The 19880-nt window shown below is 72.8% G+C and carries 18 protein-coding genes; 14 read left to right on the top strand and 4 right to left on the bottom strand.

The genetic code is table 11. The features are described from left to right. Positions 1-2 precede the first annotated feature (2 nt). The 3 genes from M8C17_RS13230 to M8C17_RS13220 form a co-directional block, all read right to left on the bottom strand. Positions 3-1622 (bottom strand): MDR family MFS transporter, encoded by a 1620-nt coding sequence (locus M8C17_RS13230; protein ID WP_252416725.1) that lies wholly within the window; start codon positions 1620-1622, stop codon positions 3-5. Between the two features lie 110 nt (positions 1623-1732). Beyond that, a complete protein-coding gene (locus M8C17_RS13225; RefSeq protein WP_252416724.1) occupies positions 1733-2173 on the bottom strand; it encodes a MarR family winged helix-turn-helix transcriptional regulator in 441 nt (146 codons plus the stop codon). A gap of 27 nt (positions 2174-2200) precedes the next feature. After that, complete coding sequence (locus M8C17_RS13220; protein WP_252416723.1) at positions 2201-3910, bottom strand: alkaline phosphatase D family protein; 1710 nt, start codon at positions 3908-3910, stop codon at positions 2201-2203. Positions 3911-3995: 85 nt separating this feature from the next. On the opposite strand from M8C17_RS13220, the gene ftsY reads away from it, so the two are divergent. From ftsY to M8C17_RS13175, 9 genes are all read left to right on the top strand, one after another. After that, the gene (gene ftsY, locus M8C17_RS13215) at positions 3996-5186 is read left to right on the top strand and encodes a signal recognition particle-docking protein FtsY (RefSeq protein WP_252416722.1); all 1191 of its coding nucleotides are present in this window, start codon (positions 3996-3998) and stop codon (positions 5184-5186) included. Between the two features lie 6 nt (positions 5187-5192). Then, a complete protein-coding gene (locus M8C17_RS13210) occupies positions 5193-6056 on the top strand; it encodes a phosphotransferase (protein ID WP_252416721.1) in 864 nt (287 codons plus the stop codon). A 243-nt stretch (positions 6057-6299) separates the two neighbouring features. After that, positions 6300-7712 (top strand): ammonium transporter, encoded by a 1413-nt coding sequence (locus tag M8C17_RS13205; RefSeq protein WP_252416720.1) that lies wholly within the window; start codon positions 6300-6302, stop codon positions 7710-7712. A gap of 25 nt (positions 7713-7737) precedes the next feature. Next, positions 7738-8076, top strand: coding sequence for a P-II family nitrogen regulator (locus M8C17_RS13200; protein ID WP_174537509.1), 339 nt, complete (start codon positions 7738-7740; stop codon positions 8074-8076). A gap of 17 nt (positions 8077-8093) precedes the next feature. After that, positions 8094-10424 carry a [protein-PII] uridylyltransferase gene (locus M8C17_RS13195; RefSeq protein ID WP_252416719.1) on the top strand — a complete coding sequence of 777 codons (2331 nt, stop codon included), beginning with the start codon at positions 8094-8096 and terminating at the stop codon, positions 10422-10424. A 266-nt stretch (positions 10425-10690) separates the two neighbouring features. Further along, positions 10691-11857: a sensor histidine kinase gene (locus M8C17_RS13190; RefSeq protein ID WP_252416718.1), complete on the top strand. Its 1167-nt coding sequence runs from the start codon at positions 10691-10693 to the stop codon at positions 11855-11857. After that, on the top strand, positions 11854-12510 hold the full coding sequence (locus M8C17_RS13185; RefSeq protein WP_252416717.1) for a response regulator transcription factor: 657 nt from the start codon (positions 11854-11856) through the stop codon (positions 12508-12510). Before M8C17_RS13190 ends, M8C17_RS13185 begins: the two co-directional genes overlap by 4 nt. Before the next feature lie 159 nt (positions 12511-12669). After that, on the top strand, positions 12670-14229 hold the full coding sequence (gene ffh, locus M8C17_RS13180; protein ID WP_252416716.1) for a signal recognition particle protein: 1560 nt from the start codon (positions 12670-12672) through the stop codon (positions 14227-14229). 59 nt (positions 14230-14288) lie between these two features. Further along, positions 14289-15368: an amidohydrolase family protein gene (locus M8C17_RS13175; protein WP_252416715.1), complete on the top strand. Its 1080-nt coding sequence runs from the start codon at positions 14289-14291 to the stop codon at positions 15366-15368. Positions 15369-15503: 135 nt separating this feature from the next. Here M8C17_RS13175 and M8C17_RS13170 read toward each other — a convergent pair whose 3' ends face one another. After that, a complete protein-coding gene (locus M8C17_RS13170) occupies positions 15504-16106 on the bottom strand; it encodes a TetR/AcrR family transcriptional regulator (protein ID WP_252416714.1) in 603 nt (200 codons plus the stop codon). Between the two features lie 142 nt (positions 16107-16248). On the opposite strand from M8C17_RS13170, the gene proS reads away from it, so the two are divergent. The 5 genes from proS (at position 16249) to rimM (ending at position 19866) form a co-directional block, all read left to right on the top strand. Next, entirely contained in the window at positions 16249-17655 is a 1407-nt protein-coding gene (gene proS / locus M8C17_RS13165) for a proline--tRNA ligase (protein ID WP_252416713.1), read from the top strand. Between the two features lie 49 nt (positions 17656-17704). Next, complete coding sequence (locus M8C17_RS13160) at positions 17705-18325, top strand: DUF402 domain-containing protein (protein WP_252416791.1); 621 nt, start codon at positions 17705-17707, stop codon at positions 18323-18325. Positions 18326-18567: 242 nt separating this feature from the next. Further along, positions 18568-19071 carry a 30S ribosomal protein S16 gene (rpsP, locus tag M8C17_RS13155; protein ID WP_252416712.1) on the top strand — a complete coding sequence of 168 codons (504 nt, stop codon included), beginning with the start codon at positions 18568-18570 and terminating at the stop codon, positions 19069-19071. Next, entirely contained in the window at positions 19046-19306 is a 261-nt protein-coding gene (locus M8C17_RS13150; protein WP_172862164.1) for an RNA-binding protein, read from the top strand. Before rpsP ends, M8C17_RS13150 begins: the two co-directional genes overlap by 26 nt. Continuing rightward, the gene (gene rimM, locus M8C17_RS13145) at positions 19306-19866 is read left to right on the top strand and encodes a ribosome maturation factor RimM (protein WP_252416711.1); all 561 of its coding nucleotides are present in this window, start codon (positions 19306-19308) and stop codon (positions 19864-19866) included. The genes M8C17_RS13150 and rimM overlap by 1 nt, the downstream gene beginning before the upstream one ends. The last annotated feature ends 14 nt before the right edge of the window (positions 19867-19880 follow it).

Raw genomic sequence — 19880 nt, 5'->3', positions numbered from 1 at the left:
CCTCACCTCTGCTGGCCGGTACGGACCACGGAGGCACCAGCTCCGGCCGCGATGGTTGATTCTTGCTCGGCCTCGGCGCCGATCGGAGAGCTGTTGTGCTGCCGCAGCGGCACCTCCTTGATGAAGCTCACAGCGATCAGCGCGATCAGCGCGAAGGGGGCGGCCGCCAGGAAGATGTCGCCGGCACCGTGGCCGTACGCGCTCTCCACGACCGTCCGCAGCGGGCCGGGCAGGGAGTGCACGTCGGGCAGGACGCCGCCGCTGCCCGAGCTGGACGCGGGGACACCGAGTTGGGCCAGGCCCTCGGCGGTGTAGTCCTTGACCTTGTGGGCGAGTACCGCGCCGAGCGCGGAGACGCCGATCGCGCCGCCCAGGCTGCGGAAGAACGCCACCACCGAGCTGGCCGCGCCGAGCTCGTGCGGGCCGACGGTGTTCTGCACGGCGAGGACCAGGTTCTGCATGGTCATGCCCAGGCCGATGCCGATCGCCGCCATGTAGCAGCTGAGCAGGGTGAAGCTGGTGTCCGCGCGGAGCGTGCCCATCAGCGCGAAGCCGACGGTCAGCAGCGCCGAGCCCAGCACCAGGAACCGCTTCCAGCGGCCGGTGCGGGTGATGATCCGTCCGCTGAGCGTGGAGGAGACCAGCAGGCCGAGGATCATCGGCAGGGTCATCAGGCCGGACATGGTCGGGCTCTGACCGCGGCTGATCTGGAAGTACTGGCCGAGGAAGACCGAGGCGCCGAACATGCCGACGCCGACGGCGATGCTGGCGACGACCGCCAGGGTGATTGTGCGGTTGCGGAACAGCCGTGGCGGGATCATCGGCTCGGCGGCCCGGGTCTCCACCCGGATCGCCAGCGCGCCGAGCACCAGGGCGCCGACCACCATGACGGCGGACTCCCAGGAGGCCCAGGCGAACTGGTCGCCGGCGAGCGAGACCCAGATCAGCAGCACGGAGACGGCCGCGGTGATCAGCGTGGCGCCCCACCAGTCGATCTGTGCCTTCCGCTTCACGACCGGCAGGTGCAGGGTCTTCTGGAGCACGACCAGCGCGGCGACGGCGAACGGCACGCCGACGTAGAAGCACCAGCGCCAGCCGAGCCAGGAGGTGTCGACGATGACGCCGCCGATCAGCGGGCCGCCGATGGTGCCGACGGCCATCACGGCGCCGAGGTATCCGCTGTAGCGACCCCGCTCGCGCGGCGCGATCATGCTGGCCATGATCACCTGAGCCAGCGCGGTGAGGCCGCCGGCGCCGATGCCCTGGAGCACCCGGCAGGCGATCAGCTCGCCGGTGCCCTGCGCGGCGCCGGCCAGCACCGAGCCCAGCACGTAGATCCCGAGGGAGAGCTGGACCAGGAGCTTCTTACTGGTCAGGTCGGCGAGCTTGCCCCAGATGGGGGTGGTCGCGGTGGTGGCGAGCAGGGCCGAGGTGACCACCCAGGTGTACGCGGACTGGCCGCCGTGCAGCTCGGTGATGATCCGCGGCAGCGCGTTCGAGACGACCGTGGAGGAGAGGATCGCGACGAACATGCCCAGCAGCAGGCCGGAGAGGGCCTCCAGGATCTGTCGGTGGGTCATGTCGACGCCGGTCGCCCTGCTGGGCGCTGTCGCCTGGCTCATCGTTGCCTGCCTCCGAGTGGCCGCCTGGGAGTTGCCTGAGGCAACCGTATGCTTTGGTTGCCTCAAGCAACAACTTGTGGGACCGCTGGGTCATTCCCCGTCGGCGGGGGTCACTTCCAGGAGTCGTTGAACCGGCCGAGCAACCGGGCGAACTCCTCGACGTCCCGGGCGGGCCAGTCGTCCAGGGCGCGCAGGAACTCCCCCAACCGGGCGGATCGGGCGAGGTCGAACCGGCGCTGGCCCTCCTCGGTGAGGCTGATCTGGGCGGCCCGCCGATCACTCGGATCCGGGTCGCGGTTGACCAGGCCGAGCGCCTCCAGGCCGTTGATCTGTCGGCTCAACGTCCCCTTGCCCACCCCGAGCCGTGCCGCCAGCTCGGTCAGGCGGATCGACCCGCTCCGGCGCAGCCACAGCAGCAGCCCGTACGTGTTGGGTTCGAGGTTCGGGTGCACCTCCCGGGCGATCTCCCAGGAAACCGCCCGACCACGGCGAAGCAGGGCGGTCAGTTCGTGCTCGACCGCCCGGATCGGCTCCGGCAGGTGCTCGTCCACGGGCTAGAGACTACGGCCGGGGCCGGATCAGCCGTCGCCGGCGAGCCGGCGGGACATCACCGGACGTAGTCGGCCGTCGCTCGTGGTGCCCTCGATGGTCACCTCGGCCCCACGGCCCCGATGGGTCAGGGTGGCCACGGCGTTGCCGAAGTAGGGGCCGGCCAGCTTGCGCCAGCGCACCCCGGGGCGGCGGACACCGGCCGAGCGGGCCAGCGCCCGGGTGGCCCCGGCCGGGCCCGACGACCAGCCCAGCCGCATCAGCGGCCGGATGCTGGCCGGCACCTGGTTGTGGATCGGCGAGCAGGTGAGCTGGTGCACCGGAGTGACCACCGCCGGGTCGGCGAACCGGGCCCTCGCCACGTACGAGTGGTGCACGTCGCCGGAGAGCACGCTGATCGACGCCGGCGGGGCGTACGCGGGCCCGGCGCCGACCCGTACGCCGGACCGACCCGGCGTGCCGGTGCCGATCCGGGCGAAGGTCTCGGCGAGCGCCTCGAACGAGCGCCGGAAGGCCGCCCAGTGCTCCAGGTCCAGCGCGCGACGCAGCTTCTCCGCCCCGCGCGCCACCCAGGGACGGTGCGAGTCGGCGAGCTTCTCGTTCCACGCCTCGATGTGGTGGATGCCCTGCGGTAGCAGCCACGGCAGGGAGGCACCGACCACGAGGTGGTCGTAGACCCCGTGCGCCTGGTCGAGGAACCAGGACCACTCGCCCGGCGGCAGCATCGCCCGATTGCCGGGGTCGAGCACCCGACTGCCCCGGTTGTCCAGCATGACCAGCCGGGTCCGGCCCAGGTCCAGCGCGTAGCTCCACTGGTACTGCACCGCCCGCCAGCGCTCGGTGTCGTGCGCGAGGTCGGACTCCTGGTCAACCCGGCGCCCGAAGTCCCGCAGCACGCCGGTGGCGTCCTCGGAGGCGGCGACCTTGGCGAAGAGCGGGTCGGCGGCGATCTCGTCCGGCGAGAGGTTGCCCAGGTGCTGGTAGACCCAGTAGGAGGCGAGCCCGCTGCCGATCCGCTCGGCCCACCACGGCTGCTCGCGCACCTCCGCCCGCCAGGCCGCCGACGTGTTCCAGTCGTCGATGATCTCGTGATCATCGAAGATCATCACGCTCGGCACCGTGGAGAGCAGCCAGCGGATCTCCGGATCACGCCAGGACTCCAGGTAGAGCTTGGTGTACTCGTCGAAACTCACCACCTGGTCGGCCGGGGCGCCCTTCGGCCGCCGCCGTCGACGCTTCAGCAGCCGGCGCACCGTCGGCGACGTGACGTCGGCGTAGACCTGGTCGCCCAGCAGCACCAGCAGGTCGGGCAGCGCCTGCTCCGGGTCGGCCATCAACCGCCGGGCGTACGCGTCCAGCGCGTCCGGCGGGAGCTTGCGGGTGGTGGCGTGCTGGGTGGTCTCCCGGCACGAGCCGAAGATCAAGCTGACCGGCTGGTCCCGGTCGTCGGCGGCCCGCGTGCGGATCACGCTCGGCGGGAAGCCACTGCTCGGCACCGGCCAGACCACCTCGTCGTCGACCAGCACCTCGTAGGTCGTCGCGCTGTCCGGGGTGAGCCCCTCCACCACCACGAGCGCGTAGTGGTGGTCGTACGCCGAGAAGGTGGGTGCGGTGCCGGTGGCGCCGTCGGCGGTGCGGACGGTGACCACGGCGGGCGCCGCCGTCTCCACCCAGATGGTCGCCCGGGTGTCCACCACGCGCCGCAGAAGGGGGCCGATGAGCAGGTGTGCGGCGGGCATGCGGCCGAGCCTACCGCCGGTTACCGGACAGCGGCCGGGTGGCGGTGGCTGGGACGGCGTCGCCGGCATCTGGAAGGATTCCGGCATGGCCGAATATCTCGTCCTCGCCTTGGTCCTGCTCGGTGTGCTGATCGTCGGCACAGTCGGGCTGGTCGTGCCGCGCCTGCGGCGACGGCCCGAGCCCCCGCTACCGCGCACCGAGGTCGACACCCGGGCCGAGGAGGATCTCGCCGGCCCGCCTGTCGAGGCACCGGAGTCCGATCTGACCACCGGTGTCCTGGTCGAGCCACCGCCGGTCATCGAGGCGCCCGCGCCGGCCGTGGAGGTGCCCGAGCCGACCGCCGGGCGGCTGGTCCGGCTCCGCTCCCGGCTGTCCCGCTCGCAGAACGTCTTCGGCAAGGGTCTCCTCGGCCTGCTCGCCCGGGACCACCTCGACGAGGACGTCTGGGAGGAAATCGAGGACAGCCTGATCGGTGCCGACGTCGGCGTCGACGCCACCCGCGACATCGTCGACCGGCTGCGCGAGCGGACCCGCGTGCTGGGCACCCGCTCGGCCTCCGAGCTGCGCGCGCTGCTCGCCGCCGAGCTGGTCAACGCGCTCGACCCGAGCCTGGACCGGTCCCTGCGGACCGCGCCGAAGGACGGCACGCCGGCGGTGCTGCTGGTCGTCGGCGTCAACGGCGCCGGCAAGACCACCACCTGCGGCAAGATCGCCCGCGTGCTGGTGGCCGACGGCCGCACCGTGCTGCTCGGCGCGGCCGACACCTTCCGGGCCGCCGCCGCCGACCAGCTGGAGACCTGGGGCTCGCGAGTCGGCGCGGAGACCGTCCGCGGCCCGGAGGGCGCCGACCCGGCCAGCGTCGCCTTCGACGCGGTCAAGCGCGGCATCGACACCGGCGTGGACACCGTGCTCATCGACACCGCCGGCCGCCTGCAGAACAAGATCGGCCTGATGGACGAGCTGGGCAAGGTCAAGCGGGTGGTGGAGAAGCAGGGCCCGATCGACGAGACACTGCTCATCCTGGACGCCACGACAGGGCAGAACGGCCTGGAACAGGCCCGGGTCTTCACCGAGGTGGTCAACGTGACCGGCGTGGTGCTGAGCAAGCTCGACGGCACCGCGAAGGGCGGCATCGTGATCGCCGTGCAGCGCAAGCTCGGCATCCCGGTGAAGCTCGTCGGCCTCGGCGAGGGCAAGGACGATCTGGCCCCGTTCGACCCGGCGCAGTTCGTCGACGCGTTGCTGGGGACCGAGGCCGCCGGACGGGACGCGTAGTCTCGGGTGACCACTGACGATCGCGCGTACGCGGGCTGGCGCGACCCCGGCCACCCCTCGCAGCGCCTCGGGAGACCGTACGTGACTTCGCAGGAGATCCCGCTGCACGGCGGCAACGTGAGCACCGTGGTCCGGGTCGGCGACACGGTCCGCCGCAACGCCGGGCCGTGGACCCCGTCCGTGCACGCCCTGCTGCGGCACCTGGAGTACGTCGGCTTCACCGGCGCCCCCAGGGCGCTCGGCATGGACGAGCGCAACCGCGAGGTGCTGTCGTACCTGGAGGGGGAGTGCGGGGAGTACCCGCTCGCCCCGCACTGGGTGACCGACGAGGCGCTGGTCACCGTCGCCACGATGCTGCGGATGTTCCACGACGCGCAGTACGGGTTCACGCCGCCGCCGCAGGCGGTGTGGCGCTCCTTCGGGCCACCGCCGCCGGACACCGAGGTGATCTGCCACCACGACGCCGCCCCGCACAACGTGATCTGGCGGCCGGACGGCACCCTCGGGCTGATCGACTTCGACCTCGCCTCGCCCGGCGCCCGGATCTACGACGTGGCGTACGCGGCCTGGACCTGGGTGCCGATCTTCGCCGACCGGGACTCGATCACGCTGGGCTGGAAGCGCCCGGACCGGCCGCGCCGGTTGCGGCTCTTCGCCGACGCGTACGGGCTGATCCCCCGGGACCGGCACCGGCTCATCCGGACCATCCGCAAGCGGATCGTGGACCACGTCGAGGGGATCCGCCGGATGGCCGCGGCCGGTGAGCCGGCGTTCGTCCGGATCGTGCACAAGGGGCACCTGCGCCGGCCGATGCGCGACCTGCGGCTGCTCGACTACGAGCGGCACGCCCTGGAGAACGCCCTCCGCTGAGCGCCCGCCGGTCGATGGGTCTGACCGGTCGGCCATCGACGTACGCCGTCCGGGTGATCCACCACCGTCCATGCCGGCGGGTGTGCGGACTTCGTGACACGTACGAAACAACCCGTCACGAAACGGAAACCGGCACGGGACCGTGGGTGAAACAGCCGGCCGCGAAGCTTCCGCGCAACCGGCCTACGGGCGACGCTGCCCCGGAAAGCCGCGAAGGAGGAAATTCACCTTTAGGAGGCCAGCGTGCCTGAAGCACCGACGATCGACGGCGCCAATACCGTTTGGCTGCTGGTTTCGACCGCCCTCGTGCTGCTCATGACCCCCGGACTGGCGCTGTTCTACGGCGGCCTCAACCGGGCCAAGGGCGTACTCAACATGATGATGATGAGCTTCTCCGCCATCGGGCTCATCTCTGTTCTGTGGTGGTTCTACGGCTTCAGCGTCGCCTTCGGGGCCGACGTGAACGGATTCTGGGGCGACCCCGGCGCGTACCTCGGCACCAAGACCTTCCTCGCCGAGACCGACCTGTGGGGCGCGACGGCGGAGAACCCCAGCGGCATCGGTGTTCCGCTCTACGTCTTCATGGCCTTCCAGATGGTCTTCGCGGTGATCACCGTCGCGCTGATCAGCGGCGCCATCGCCGACCGGGCCAAGTTCGCCGGCTGGCTGCTGTTCGCCTTCGGCTGGGCCACCCTGGTCTACTTCCCGGTCGCCCACTGGGTCTGGGGCGGCGGGATCATCGGCGGTGACATCCACGCGCTGGACTTCGCCGGTGGCACCGCGGTGCACATCAACGCCGGTGCGGCCGCGCTGGCCGTGGCGCTGGTGCTCGGCAAGCGGCTCGGTTGGCCGCGCGAGGGCATGAAGCCGCACAACATCCCGCTGGTCGCGCTCGGTGCCGGCCTGCTGTGGTTCGGGTGGTTCGGCTTCAACGCCGGCTCGGAGCTGACCGTCGACTCGGTCGCCGGGCTCGCCTTCATCAACACGCAGCTCGCCACGGCGGCGGCGGTGCTTGGCTGGATCGCGGTCGAGTGGGTCAAGGACCGGAAGCCGACCATGGTCGGCGCCTCCTCCGGGGCCGTGGCCGGCCTCGTCGCCATCACCCCGGCCTGTGGCTTCGTCGCCCCCTGGGCGGCCGTCCTGCTCGGTATCGTCGCCGGGGTCGTGTGCGCGCTCGCCGTCAGCCTCAAGTACAAGCTCGGCTACGACGACTCCCTCGACGTGGTCGGTGTGCACTTCGTCGGCGGTTGGATCGGCTCGCTGTGGCTCGGTCTCTTCGCCACCAACTCGGTCAACGCCGCGATCAGCGACGTGGTGGGTGCCTCGGACGGCCTCTTCTACGGCGGCGGCGCGACCCAGCTGGGGCGGCAGGCGCTCGCCGGCCTGATCGTCACCGTCTGGTCGTTCGGCATCGCCTGGGTGCTCGCCTTCGTCATCGAGAAGACGATCGGCTTCCGCGTCAGGGGCGAGGCCGAGGTCGAGGGCATCGACATCGCCGAGCACGCCGAGAGCAGCTACGACCTGTCCCCGGCGGGTGGCGGCACGGGCAGCGCGTTCGCGATGGCCGGCATCGGCACCCCCGGTGGCGGCGCGACGAGCGGTGCCAAGCCGGAGGCGGACTCCGCCGAGCCGGTCAGCGCGAAGGTCGCCGGTTAACGTTCCTGGGATGGAGGGGTTGGACATGAAGCTGGTGACCGCGGTCATCAAGCCGTACCAACTGGACGCGGTGAAGGAGGCTCTGCACGCCCTCGGGGTGGCCGGGCTGACCGTCAGCGAGGTGCAGGGGTACGGACGGCAGAAGGGGCACACCGAGGTCTACCGGGGTGCCGAGTACACGGTCGAGTTCCTGCCCAAGATCCGGGTCGAGGTGCTCACCGACGAGATCGACGTGGACAAGATCGTGGACGCCATCGTCGGTGCTGCCCGTACGGGCAAGATCGGCGACGGCAAGGTCTGGGTCACCGGTGTCGAGGAGGTCGTCCGGGTCCGTACGGGCGAGCGCGGCCTCGACGCCCTCTGACCAGGACGACGACCGACATGACCTCGTTGATCAGGGGAAACGCGTCAGGGAACGCCGGTGACGGCGAGGCGCACCTCCTGATCAACGAGGTCGTCGGCGTTCCCGGGGGGATCGGCGAGCCGGCCCGGCTGGCCCGGGCGGCGGCGTACGACGAGTTCCTGCGGGGGTTGCTGCCCGCACGCGAGGGGGTGGCGCTGCTCGCCGTCGGCGGGCTGGGTCGACGGCAGTGCGCCCCGTACGGCGACCTCGACCTCGTGCTGCTGCACTCCGGGGTGCCCGGCACGGACGAGCTGGCCGCCTCGGTCTGGTACCCGATCTGGGACGCCGGCCTGCGGCTGGACCACTCGGTGCGCACCGTCGCCGAGGCGCTCTCGGTGGCCCAGGACGACGTCAAGGTGGCCCTCGGGTTGCTCGACGCCCGGCTGGTCACCGGCGACCGGGCGCTGGCCGACGCGCTGATCCGTACCGCCGCCGACCACTGGCGGCGGACCGCCGTCCGCCAGTTGCCCGGCCTGCGGGAGGTCACGGCCGCCCGCTGGCAGGCCCACGGCGAGCTGGCCTTCCTGCTGGAGGGCGACCTCAAGGAGGCCGCCGGCGGGCTGCGCGACGTGGGGTTGCTGCGCGCGATCTCCGCCGCCGGGATCACCGACGCGCTACGCCCCGCCGTGCGCGCCGCCCACCTGCGCCTGCTGGACACCCGCGACGCCCTGCACCAGCAGGTCGGCCGCCGCGTCGACCGGCTGGTGGCGCAGGAACGTGACGGGGTGGCCGCGCTTCTCGGCCTCCGGCAACTCCAGCTCGGCACGTCCGACGCCGGGCGGGGCCCGGGCGCCGTCGTCGAGGACGGCGACACTCTGCTGCGCCGCGTCGCCGGCGACGCGCGCACGGTCAGCCACGCACTGGACGACGCCTTCCGGGCCGCCGACCGGCTGCGCTCCGGCCGCTCCCGGGGCGGGAACGGCCACCCCGTGCGCCGCCCGGTGGCCCGCGACGTGGTCGAGCACGACGGCGAGCTGGTCCTCGCCCGCACGGCGATCGGCGCCCGCCCCGACCCGAGCCTGTCACTGCGGGTGGCCGCCGCAGCGGCGGCCACCCGACTGCCGATCGCCCGGGCCACCTGCGAGTGGTTGGCGGCGTACTGCCCGCCGCTGCCCGCGCCCTGGCCGGCCGAGGCCCGGGCCGCGCTGACCACCCTTCTCGGCGCCGGGCCCGGCCTGGTGCCGGCCTGGGAGACCTGCGACCGGTACGGGCTGATCGACGGCTGGCTGCCCGAGTGGACCCGGCTGCGGAGCCTGCCCCAGCACAACCCGGTGCACCGGTACACCCTCGACCGGCACCTGGTGCAGACCGCCCACGAGGCCAGCCGGTACGCCCGCGAGGTGGAACGACCGGACCTGCTGCTGCTGGGCGCCCTGCTGCACGACATCGGCAAGGGGTTGCCCGGCGACCACAGCACGGTCGGTGTGCCGGTGGCCGAGGCGGTGGCGACCCGGATCGGTCTGCCCGCCGGGGAGGCCGAACTGATCGGCACGCTGGTCCGGCTGCACCTGCTGCTGCCCGACGTGGCCACCCGCCGGGACCTGGCCGACCCGGTCACCATCGCCTCGGTGGCCGAGGCGGTCGGCGACACCGGCACCCTCGACCTGCTGCACGCGCTGGTCCGCGCGGACGCGGCGGCGACCGGGCCGGCGGCCTGGTCGGACTGGAAGGGCCGACTGGTCGCCGAGCTGGTCGCGCGGGTCCGCACCGCCCTGGACACCGGCGTGCTGCCCGAACCGCCGGCCCCGGACCCGGCGCTGCTGGCCGGGCCACTGCCGGTCGTCCACCTGACCGGGGACCGCGTGGCGGTGGCGGCGGCGGACCGACGGGGCCTGCTCGCCACGGTGGCCGGCTGCCTGGCCCTGCACCGGCTGGAAGTGATCTCCGCCGACGCCTCCGCGGTCGACGGCCGTGCCCTGGTCGAGTGCCGGGTGCAGCCCCGCTACGGGCTGCCGCCGGACCCGGTCCCGCTCCGCGCCGACCTGCGTCGGGCGGTCGCGGGCGACGTGTCGGTCACCCAGCGGCTGCGCGGCCGTGCGCTCGCCGCCCGGGGCGGTGGCGCGGCCCCCCGGGTGGTCTGGCACCGCGAGGCTGCCACCGACGCCGTGCTGCTGGAGCTGCGCGCCGCCGACGCCGCCGGGCTGCTCTACCGGGTCGCCTGCGCGCTCGACGAGGCGGGCGCCCTGGTCCGCGCGGCCCGCATCTCCACGCTCGGAGCCGACGTGGTCGACGCCTTCTACCTGGTGGGCGGCTGGCCGGACGACGCCACCCGAGCCCGCCTGGAGGCCGCGGTCCTGGCCGCCGTGTGACCCACGCCGGAATATGGCTCGCCGCCGGATCCCGTCCCGCTGGGTCACCGACGCTCGTGCCGGCCGGTCACTTCCGGGAGCGTGATACCTCACGGTCGTATTTATGCCTCTGAGGTATCACGCCTCGCGAGACCCACCGGGCCAGGAGAGCGACGGCCGGCGGGAGGCGCGGTCGACGCTCCGGCGGCGGGTACGTCCGGGGGCGTAGTGGCGGTGCCGCCCGTGGACGCACGCCGCCCGGCCTCGACGCCGGCAGAATGGCGGCCATGCGGTGGTCACATGGGCAATGGGTGCGCCAGGCGGCTCCCGACGCCGTGCTCGCCCTGGTGCTGCTCGGCTTCGGCCTGCTCGCCACCGGCCTGGCCGGTGACAACCAGCCGGGGTCGAGAGCGGTGGACGCCACCTGCCGGGTGCTGATCGCGCTGGCCGCGTTGGCCCTGCTGGCCCGGCGGCGTGCCCCGGTTGCCACCCTCGCCGTGGTCACCATGGCGACGGCGACGTACCTGGTGCTCGGCTACCCGTACGGGCCGATCCTGCTCACCTTTCTGGTGGCGGTCTACACGGTGGCGGTGCGGCTGCCGGTGCGCCCGGCGGCGCTCGCCACCGGTGGCGCGTTCCTGCTGCTGCTGGCCCACGTCTTCTGGTCCCGGGGCCCGGCGCCGGGCTGGGCCGGAGTGCTGCCCGCGTCGGCGTGGGTGGTCGTACCGTTCGCGGTGGGGGTGGTCGTGCGGGTCAACCGTGAGGCGGCCGAGCGCGATCGCGCCGAGCAGGCCCGCAACCGTGCCGAGCAGGCCCGGCGACAGGCCGACGAGGAGCGGCTGCGCATCGCGCAGGAGGTGCACGACGTGGTGGGACACGGCCTGGCGGCGATCAGCATGCAGGCGGAGATCGCCCTGCACCTGCTGCCGAAACGGCCCGAGCAGGCGGAGACCGCGTTGACCGCGATCAGTCGGACCAGCCGGGAGGCCCTCGACGAGCTGCGGGTCACCCTGGGCGCGGTACGGCGGGGCGCCGAGCGGGGACCAGTCCCCGGCCTGGCCCGGCTTCCGGCGTTGCGCGACCGGCTCGCCGGTGCCGGGCTCGCCGTCGACCTGCACGTGGACGGTGATCCCCGGGAGCTGCCCGCGGCGGTGGACCTGGCCGCGTACCGGGTGGTGCAGGAGGCGCTGACGAACGTGCTGCGGCACGCCGGCGTGCCCGACGCGGAGGTGACCGTCGGCTACCGCCCCGACGAGGTGACCGTCGAGGTGGCCGACCGGGGCACGGGCGCCTCCCGCAGCGGGACCGATCCGGCCGGCGGGGACGGCGGCGGGCACGGGCTGGCCGGGATGCGGGAGCGGGTCGACGCGCTGGGCGGGCGGCTGGTCGTCGGCCCACGACCCGGCGGTGGTTTCCGGGTGCACGCCCGGCTGCCGGTGGAGCCGACCCGATGATCCGGGTGCTGATCGCCGACGATCAGGACCTGGTCCGGCTCGGGCTGCGCGCGCTGGTGGAGAGCGAGGACGACCTGGCGCTCGCCGGGGAGGCGGCCGACGGGCTGCGCGCGGTGGAGCTGGCCCGCCGGGAACGGCCGGACGTGGTGCTGATGGACATCCGGATGCCCGGCATCGACGGGATCGAGGCGACCCGGCGGATCGTCGCCGACCCCGACCTGGTCGGTACGCGGGTGGTGGTGCTCACCACCTTCGAGCTGGACGAGTACGTCTTCGACGCGCTGCGGCACGGCGCGAGCGGCTTCCTCACCAAGGACACCCGACCCGCCGAGCTGCTGCGGGCGATCCGGCTGGTCGCCGAGGGGGAGGCGCTGCTGTCGCCGTCGGTGACGCGTCGGGTGGTGCGGGAGTTCGCCACCCGTCCGTCGCGGGTGCCCCGTCCGCACCCGCGACTGGACGCGCTCACCGACCGGGAGCGCCAGGTGGTCGGGTTGGTCGGTGAGGGGCTGAACAACGAGGAGATCGCCGCGGCGTTGGTGGTCAGCCCGGCGACCGCGCGGACACACGTCAGCAGGGCGATGGGCAAGCTGGGAGCCCGGGACCGGGCCCAGCTCGTCGTGTTCGCGTACCAGTCGGGGCTGGTGTCGGGGTGAGGTCGCGCGGGCGCCGGCGGGGCACGGCCGGGGTGCCCGGTAGGCGGGCAGGGCCGGGCGACAGCGGCCGTGCGGCCGGCCGGCTACCCTTGCGGTGGCCGGACTCCGCATCACCGGCCGGGTTGTGCCCGCCGAAACACTGACAAACGGGATGTTCGCGTGTTTGACACCTTGAGTGACCGCCTGTCCGGGATCTTCACCAAGCTCCGTGGCAAGGGTCGGCTCACCGACGCCGACATCGACGCCACCGCGCGCGAGATCCGCCTCGCGCTGCTGGAGGCGGACGTCGCGCTGCCGGTGGTCAAGGGCTTCATCGCGAACGTCAAGGAGCGGGCGCGCAGCTCCGAGGTCTCCCAGGCGCTGAACCCGGCCCAGCAGATCATCAAGATCGTCAACGAAGAGCTGATCAACGTGCTCGGCGGTGAGGGCCGGCGGCTCCAGTTCGCCAAGCAGCCGCCGACGGTGATCATGCTGGCCGGTCTCCAGGGCTCCGGTAAGACCACCCTCGCCGGCAAGCTGGCCCGCTGGCTCAAGGGTCAGGGGCACCAGCCGCTGCTGGTCGCCGCCGACCTCCAGCGCCCCAACGCCGTCGGGCAGCTCCAGGTGCTCGGTGGTCGGGCCGGCGTCGAGGTGTACGCCCCGGAGCCCGGCAACGGCGTCGGTGACCCGGTGCAGGTGGCCCGCGCCTCGATCGAGCACGCGAAGCGGGCGGCACGCGACATCGTCATCGTCGACACCGCCGGTCGACTCGGCATCGACACCGAGATGATGCAGCAGGCCGCCGACATCCGCGACGCCGTCGACCCGGACGAGGTCATCTTCGTCATCGACGCGATGGTCGGTCAGGACGCCGTCCGCACCGCCGAGGCGTTCCGCGACGGCGTCGGCATCACCGGCGTCGTGCTCTCCAAGCTCGACGGCGACGCCCGCGGTGGTGCCGCTCTGTCGGTGCGTGAGGTGACGGGTCAGCCGATCCTGTTCGCCTCCACCGGCGAGAAGCTGGAGGACTTCGACGTCTTCCACCCCGACCGGATGGCCAGCCGGATTCTCGGCATGGGCGACGTCCTCACTCTGATCGAGCAGGCCGAGCAGGCCTTCGACTCCGATCAGAAGGAGAAGATGACCGCCAAGCTGATGGGCGGCGAGCAGTTCACCCTGGAGGACTTCCTCGACCAGCTCATCGCGGTGCGGCGGATGGGCCCGATCGCCAACGTGCTGGCCATGATGCCCGGCATGGGGCAGATGAAGGACCAGCTCGCCGATCTGGACGACACCCACTTCGACCGGGTCACCGCGATCATCCGGTCGATGACCCCGGCCGAGCGCACCACCCCCAAGATCATCAACGGCTCCCGGCGGGCGCGCATCGCCAACGGCTCCGGGGTCACCGTGATGGACGTCAACCAGCTGCTCAACCGTTTCGCCGACGCGCAGAAGATGATGAAGCAGATGGGCGGCATGATGGGCCTGCCCGGTGGCGGCCGGCGCAAGGCGACCAAGAGCCCGAAGAACAAGCGCAAGGGCACCAAGGGTGGCGGTCGGCCGCGTACCGGGGCGGGCGCCGGGATGCCGGGCGGCTTCCCGGGTGGCATGCCGCAGCTCCCGCCGGGGATGGACCCGAACGACCTGGCCGGCGGTCAGGGCCTGCCGCCCGGCTTCAAGCTCCCGAAGATCGACTTCAACAAGCTCGGCAAGGGCGGCGACAACCGTCCCCGCTGACGGGTCGGTGACGGCGGGCGACGTCGCAGACGGCCGGATGATCCGGTAGGACTGTGCACATGGCTCTTCACGTGCGCGGTGTGCTGCTTCCCGACGACGAGGTCCGGGATCTCTGGCTGGTCGGCGACCGGGTGACCTTCACCCCGGTGCCCGGAGCGGAGACGGTCTCCGACGGTGGCTTCGTCCTGCCCGGGCTGGTCGACGCGCACTGCCACATCGGCATCGCCCGTGGCGGGGCCCCGATCACCTCCCTGGACCAGGCCCGCGAGCTTGCCCACGTCGACCGGGACGCCGGGGTGCTGGCGATCCGCGACGCCGGCTCGCCGTACCCGTACCCGGAGTTGGACGACGAGCCGGACCTGCCGCGACTGGCCCGCGCCGGCCGGCACGTCGCCCCGCCGAAGCGCTACCTGCGCGACATCGGGGTGGAGGTCGGCGCCGCCGAGGTGGCCGCGACGGTGGCCGCACAGGCGCGGGCCGGCAACGGCTGGGTCAAGCTGGTCGGCGACTGGATCGACCGCGGCGTGGGCGACCTGGCGCCGGCCTGGGACGCGGACACCCTCACCGCGGCCGTGCGGGCCGCGCACGACGCCGGGGTACGCGCGGCCGTGCACACCTTCTCCGAGTCGGCCGTGGAGATCATGGTGCGGGCCGGGGTGGACTCGGTGGAGCACGGCACCGGGCTGAGCCTCGGTCTGATCGACGAGATGGCCAGCCAGGGCACCGCACTGGTCCCCACGATGATCAACATCGCCACGTTCGGCGGGATCGCCGAGCAGGCGCGGGCCAAGTTCCCCGGGTACGCCGACCACATGCTCTCGTTGCGGGACCGCTTCCCGGAGGTCGTGCGAGCGGCGCACGAGGCGGGCGTGCCCATCTACGTGGGCACCGACGCGGGCGGCGGCATCAATCACGGGCTGGCCGCCGAGGAGATGCTGCTGCTGCACGAACAGGCCGGCATGGCGCCGCTCGACGTGCTCGCCTCGGCCTCCTGGGCAGCCCGGGAATGGCTCGGCTTCCCCGGCCTGATCGAGGGCGGCCTCGCCGACCTGACCGTCTACCCCGAGGACCCCCGCCAGGACCTGCGCGTCGTCCGCGCCCCGTCCCGGACCATCCTCCGCGGCCGCGTCATCCGCTGACGGGGCTGCGCGCCCGCCTCGCCTCGCCTCGCAAGATCGCGCTCGATCCTGGAAGTAGGGGCCTCGGGGCCACGCGGATACCACTACTGCCGGGAAGCAGCGTGATCTTGCGGGCAGCCCTCGTGTGCCGGGTGGTCAGCGGGGTGGGCGGGCGGCCGCCGCGAAGAGGCGTACGGCCAGGTCGGCAAGGGCCGCTGCGGTCTGGTCGATCGGGTCGCGGGGGAGCACGATGTGGCTGACCACCAGGCGGACGATGGTGTCGGCGGCGAAGGCCAGTGCGGCCGGGTCGGCTCCCGGCAGGTGGTCGCCGACCCACTCGATCAGCGCACAGGACGCCTCGGTGAGCACCACCTCGGCCCGGGTGGTCAGGTACGGCAGCAACTCGTCCGAGCCACCCCGTGCGCTCGTCAGGATGGCCTTGACCAGAGGGTTGTCCGCCGCCGCGGTGAGGGTGTGTGCGATCGCCGCGTACGCGCCGGCCCGGACGTCGGGACCGTGCGCCACCAGAGCGGCCCGGACGTCGCCGACGAACCGGTCGACCTCCTGCCGGGCGAGCGCCTCGGCCAGGCCGGCCTTGCTGCCGAACTCGTTGTAGACGGTCTGCCGGCTCACCCCGGCGGCGGTGGCGACCCCGCCCATCCGGACCGCGTCCCAGCCCGCGGCGATGGTCCGTGCGCGCGCCGCGTCCACGATCGTGTCCCGCAGCCTCTGCCGCGACGAGGTCGTCGATTCAACCATGGTGGTCGAAGTCTACGGTCGTCCCGCGCGCCAGCCCAGGGGCCGTGATGGCGGCGGCGCAGGGGGAACCGGCTCGGGCGCGACACGGCGCGACGCCTCCCGGGCGCGGCCGCACCCCGCACGACGCATAGGATGTGCGGTCATGGCACGCGTGCTCACTCCCCGTGCGGAGGACTTCCCCCGCTGGTACCAGGACCTGATCGCCAAAGCGAAGCTGGCCGACAACGGCCCGGTCCGCGGCACCATGGTCATCCGACCGGCCGGCTACGCCATCTGGGAGCGGATGCAGGCCGAGATGGACGCCCGGATCAAGGCGGCCGGGGCGGAGAACGCGTACTTCCCGCTGTTCATCCCGGAGAGCTATCTCAAGCGCGAGGCCGAGCACGTCGAGGGCTTCTCGCCGGAGCTGGCGGTGGTCACCCACGGTGGCGGCAAGCAGCTCGCCGAGCCGGTGGTGGTGCGCCCCACCAGCGAGACGGTCATCGGCGAGTTCATGGCCAAGTGGATCGACTCGTACCGGGATCTGCCGCTGCTGCTCAACCAGTGGGCCAACGTGGTCCGGTGGGAGCTGCGCCCGCGGATCTTCCTGCGTACCAGCGAGTTCCTCTGGCAGGAGGGGCACACCGCCCACGCCACCCGTGAGGACGCCCGCGCCTACGCCCGGCGGATCCTGCACGAGGCGTACGAGGACCTGATGGTCAACGTGATCGGCATCCCGGTGGTGGTGGGTCTGAAGACGGCCCGCGAGCGGTTCGCCGGGGCGACCGCCACGTACACCTGCGAAGGCATGATGGGCGACGGCAAGGCGCTGCAGCTGGGCACCAGCCACGAGCTGGGCCAGAACTTCGCCAAGGCGTTCGACATCAGCTACTCCTCGGCCGAGGGCGGCCGGGAGCACGCGTGGACCACCTCCTGGGGCACGTCGACCCGGATGCTCGGTGGCCTGATCATGACCCACGGCGACGACAACGGCCTCCGCGTGCCGCCGAGGCTGGCGCCGGTGCAGGCGTACGTCATGATCGTCAAGGACGGCGACGGCGTGGGTGCGGCGGCGGCCAAGCTGCGCGACGGCCTGCGCGACGCCGGTGTCCGGGTCGTCCTCGACGACCGGACCGACACCCCGTTCGGCCGCCGGGCCGTCGACGCCGAGCTGCGCGGCTATCCGGTACGCGTCGAGGTCGGCCCCCGCGACCTGGCCGCCGGCAACGCGGTGGTGGTGCGCCGGACCGACGGGTCGAAGACTCCGACGCCGGTGGCCGACGTGGTCGGCGCGGTGCTCGCCGCCCTGGAGACCGACCAGCAGGTGCTGCACGACCAGGCGCTGGCCAACCGCGAGTCGCGCACGGTGGAGGTGGCCACGCTCGCCGAGGCGATCGAGGCCGCCGCGACCGGCTGGGCGCGGGTGCCGTGGTCGGCGGTCGGCGTGGCCGGCGAGGCCGAGGCGAACGGTCAGGGCGTCACCGTGCGTTGCCTGTTGCGCGCCGACGGCTCGGTGCCGGATTCCGAGGACGAGCCCGACCTGGTCGCGATCCTCGCCCGCTCCTACTGAGGTGCGCCCGGGCGACCCCGTCGACCGGTTCGCGCCCGGTCGGCTGATCATGCACCGCAACGTGCGGCACGGCCGGATCGGATGGGTCCGGCCGGGCCGGGTGGTCAGTGACGACGAGCGCGGCCTGCTGGTCTGGATCGCCCGGGACTCGCCGGTCGCCCACGAGGTGACCGAGGCGGGGCTGGGGATGCGGGCCATGCCGTTCGCCGAGTGGATCTCGTCGGCGTACCGGCTGGCACACGGCCGCTGGAACGGGCCGCCGCTGCTGAAGTTCCTGCCCACCGGGGCGGCGCACTCCGTCTGGTGGTTCCGCGACGAGCAGGACCGGTTCGCCCAGTGGTACGTCAACCTGGAGGAGCCCGGTGTCCGCTGGGACGACGGCACGGTGGCCGGCGTCGACGTGGTGGACCAGGACCTCGACGTGGTGGTTCGTCCGGATCGCAGCTGGCAGTGGAAGGACGAGGACGAGTTCGTCGAGCGTCTCGCCTTCGGGGACGACTACTGGGTGACCGACGAGAAGGCGGTCCGGGCCGAGGGGGAGCGGGTGATCGCGCTCGCCCAGGCGGGTGAGTTCCCGTTCGACGGCACCTGGTGTGACTTCACACCGCCCGCCGACTGGGACGTACCGGACGAACTTCCACCGGGCTGGGACCGTCCGCCGGTGCGCTGAGAGGTGTCGCCGGTCACCGCTCGGGGCGAGCCGGGGCGTGGTGTCCGGGTCCGGTGCGAGAGATCGGCTCCGGATCTGGCAGAATGGGTCGCTGGTATCCGGCACGCGTCCGGCGCCCTCTAACCCGGGCGCGTCGCCAGTCCACCGAGTAGTCTCCGGCCCAACCCCACTGTGCCGTCGGCGCTCACCCATACACACCGCCCGTGCCGGGCTGGTGAGATCGCAACAGGAGCGAAACAACTGTGGCCGTAAAGATCCGGCTCCTGCGGATGGGTAAGATCCGCAACCCGCAGTACCGCATCGTCATCGCCGACTCGCGCACCAAGCGTGACGGCCGGGCGATCGAGTTCGTCGGGGTGTACCAGCCGAAGGAGGACCCTTCGGTCATCGAGGTCAAGTCGGAGCGGGTCCAGTACTGGCTGTCCGTCGGCGCTCAGCCGAGCGAGGCGGTGCAGCGGCTGCTGGAGCTGACCGGTGACTGGCAGAAGTTCAAGGGCCTGCCGGCCCCGCCGCCGCTGCTGGTCGCGCCCGAGCGGGCCGACCGCAAGGCGGCGTACGAGGCTGAGGCGAAGGCTGCCGCCGGGCTCGCCCCGGAGACCCCGGCCAAGCCGGCGAAGAAGGCCGCCAAGGCCGCCGAGGCTCCGAAGACCGAGGCTCCGGCCGAGGCTCCGAAGACCGAGGCTGCGAACACCGAGGCTCCGGCCGAGGCCCCGGCTGCCGCTGCCGACGCCGGTGAGCAGGCCTGACATGCCTCTGCGTCCGGCGTTGGAGCACCTGGTCAAGGGCATCGTCGACCACCCGGACGACGTCCGGGTGCGGATGGTTGATTCCCGTCGGGGCAAGCGGCTGGAAGTCCGCGTGCACCCCGAGGACCTCGGCACGGTGATCGGGCGGTCCGGTCGGACCGCCAAGGCGCTGCGCCAGGTGATCGGCTCCATCGGCGGGCGCGGGGTACGCGTCGACATCGTCGACTCGTACTGATGCAGCTCGTCGTCGGCAGGATCGGCAAGCCGCACGGTGTCCGCGGTGAGGTCACCGTGGAGGTGCGGACCGACGAGCCCGAAGCGCGGTTCGCCCCCGGCCTGGTGCTGCGCACCGAGCCGGGGGCGGTTCCGCCGCCCGAGCCGGCGGACGGGCAGCCCGGTGTGCCGTTCCGGGTTCCCCCGGAGCTGACCATCGAGGCGGCCCGCTTCCACCAGGGCCGGATGCTCGTCGCGTTCGAGGGCGTGCTGGACCGCGACGGCGCCGAGGCGCTGCGCGGCACCCTGCTCCTGGTGGACAGCGCGGACGTGGAGCCCCCGGAGGACCCGGAGGAGTTCCACGACCACCAGCTGGTCGGGCTCGCCGTGGTCACTCCGGCCGGTGAGCGGCTGGGCGAGGTGGCCCGGATCGACCACGCGCCCTCCTCCGACCTGCTGGTGCTGCGGCGCCCCGAGGGTCGTACCGCGCTGATCCCGTTCGTCCGGGCGATCGTTCCGGAGGTCGACCTGGCCGGTGGACGAGTGATCGTCGACCCGCCGGCCGGACTGCTCGATCTCTAGCCCGCTGGAGCACC

Source organism: Micromonospora sp. RHAY321 (assembly GCF_023896955.1).
Lineage (GTDB): Bacteria > Actinomycetota > Actinomycetes > Mycobacteriales > Micromonosporaceae > Micromonospora.
Note: the sequence above shows the minus strand (reverse complement) of the source record. Positions and strands in the feature narration are given on the sequence as shown.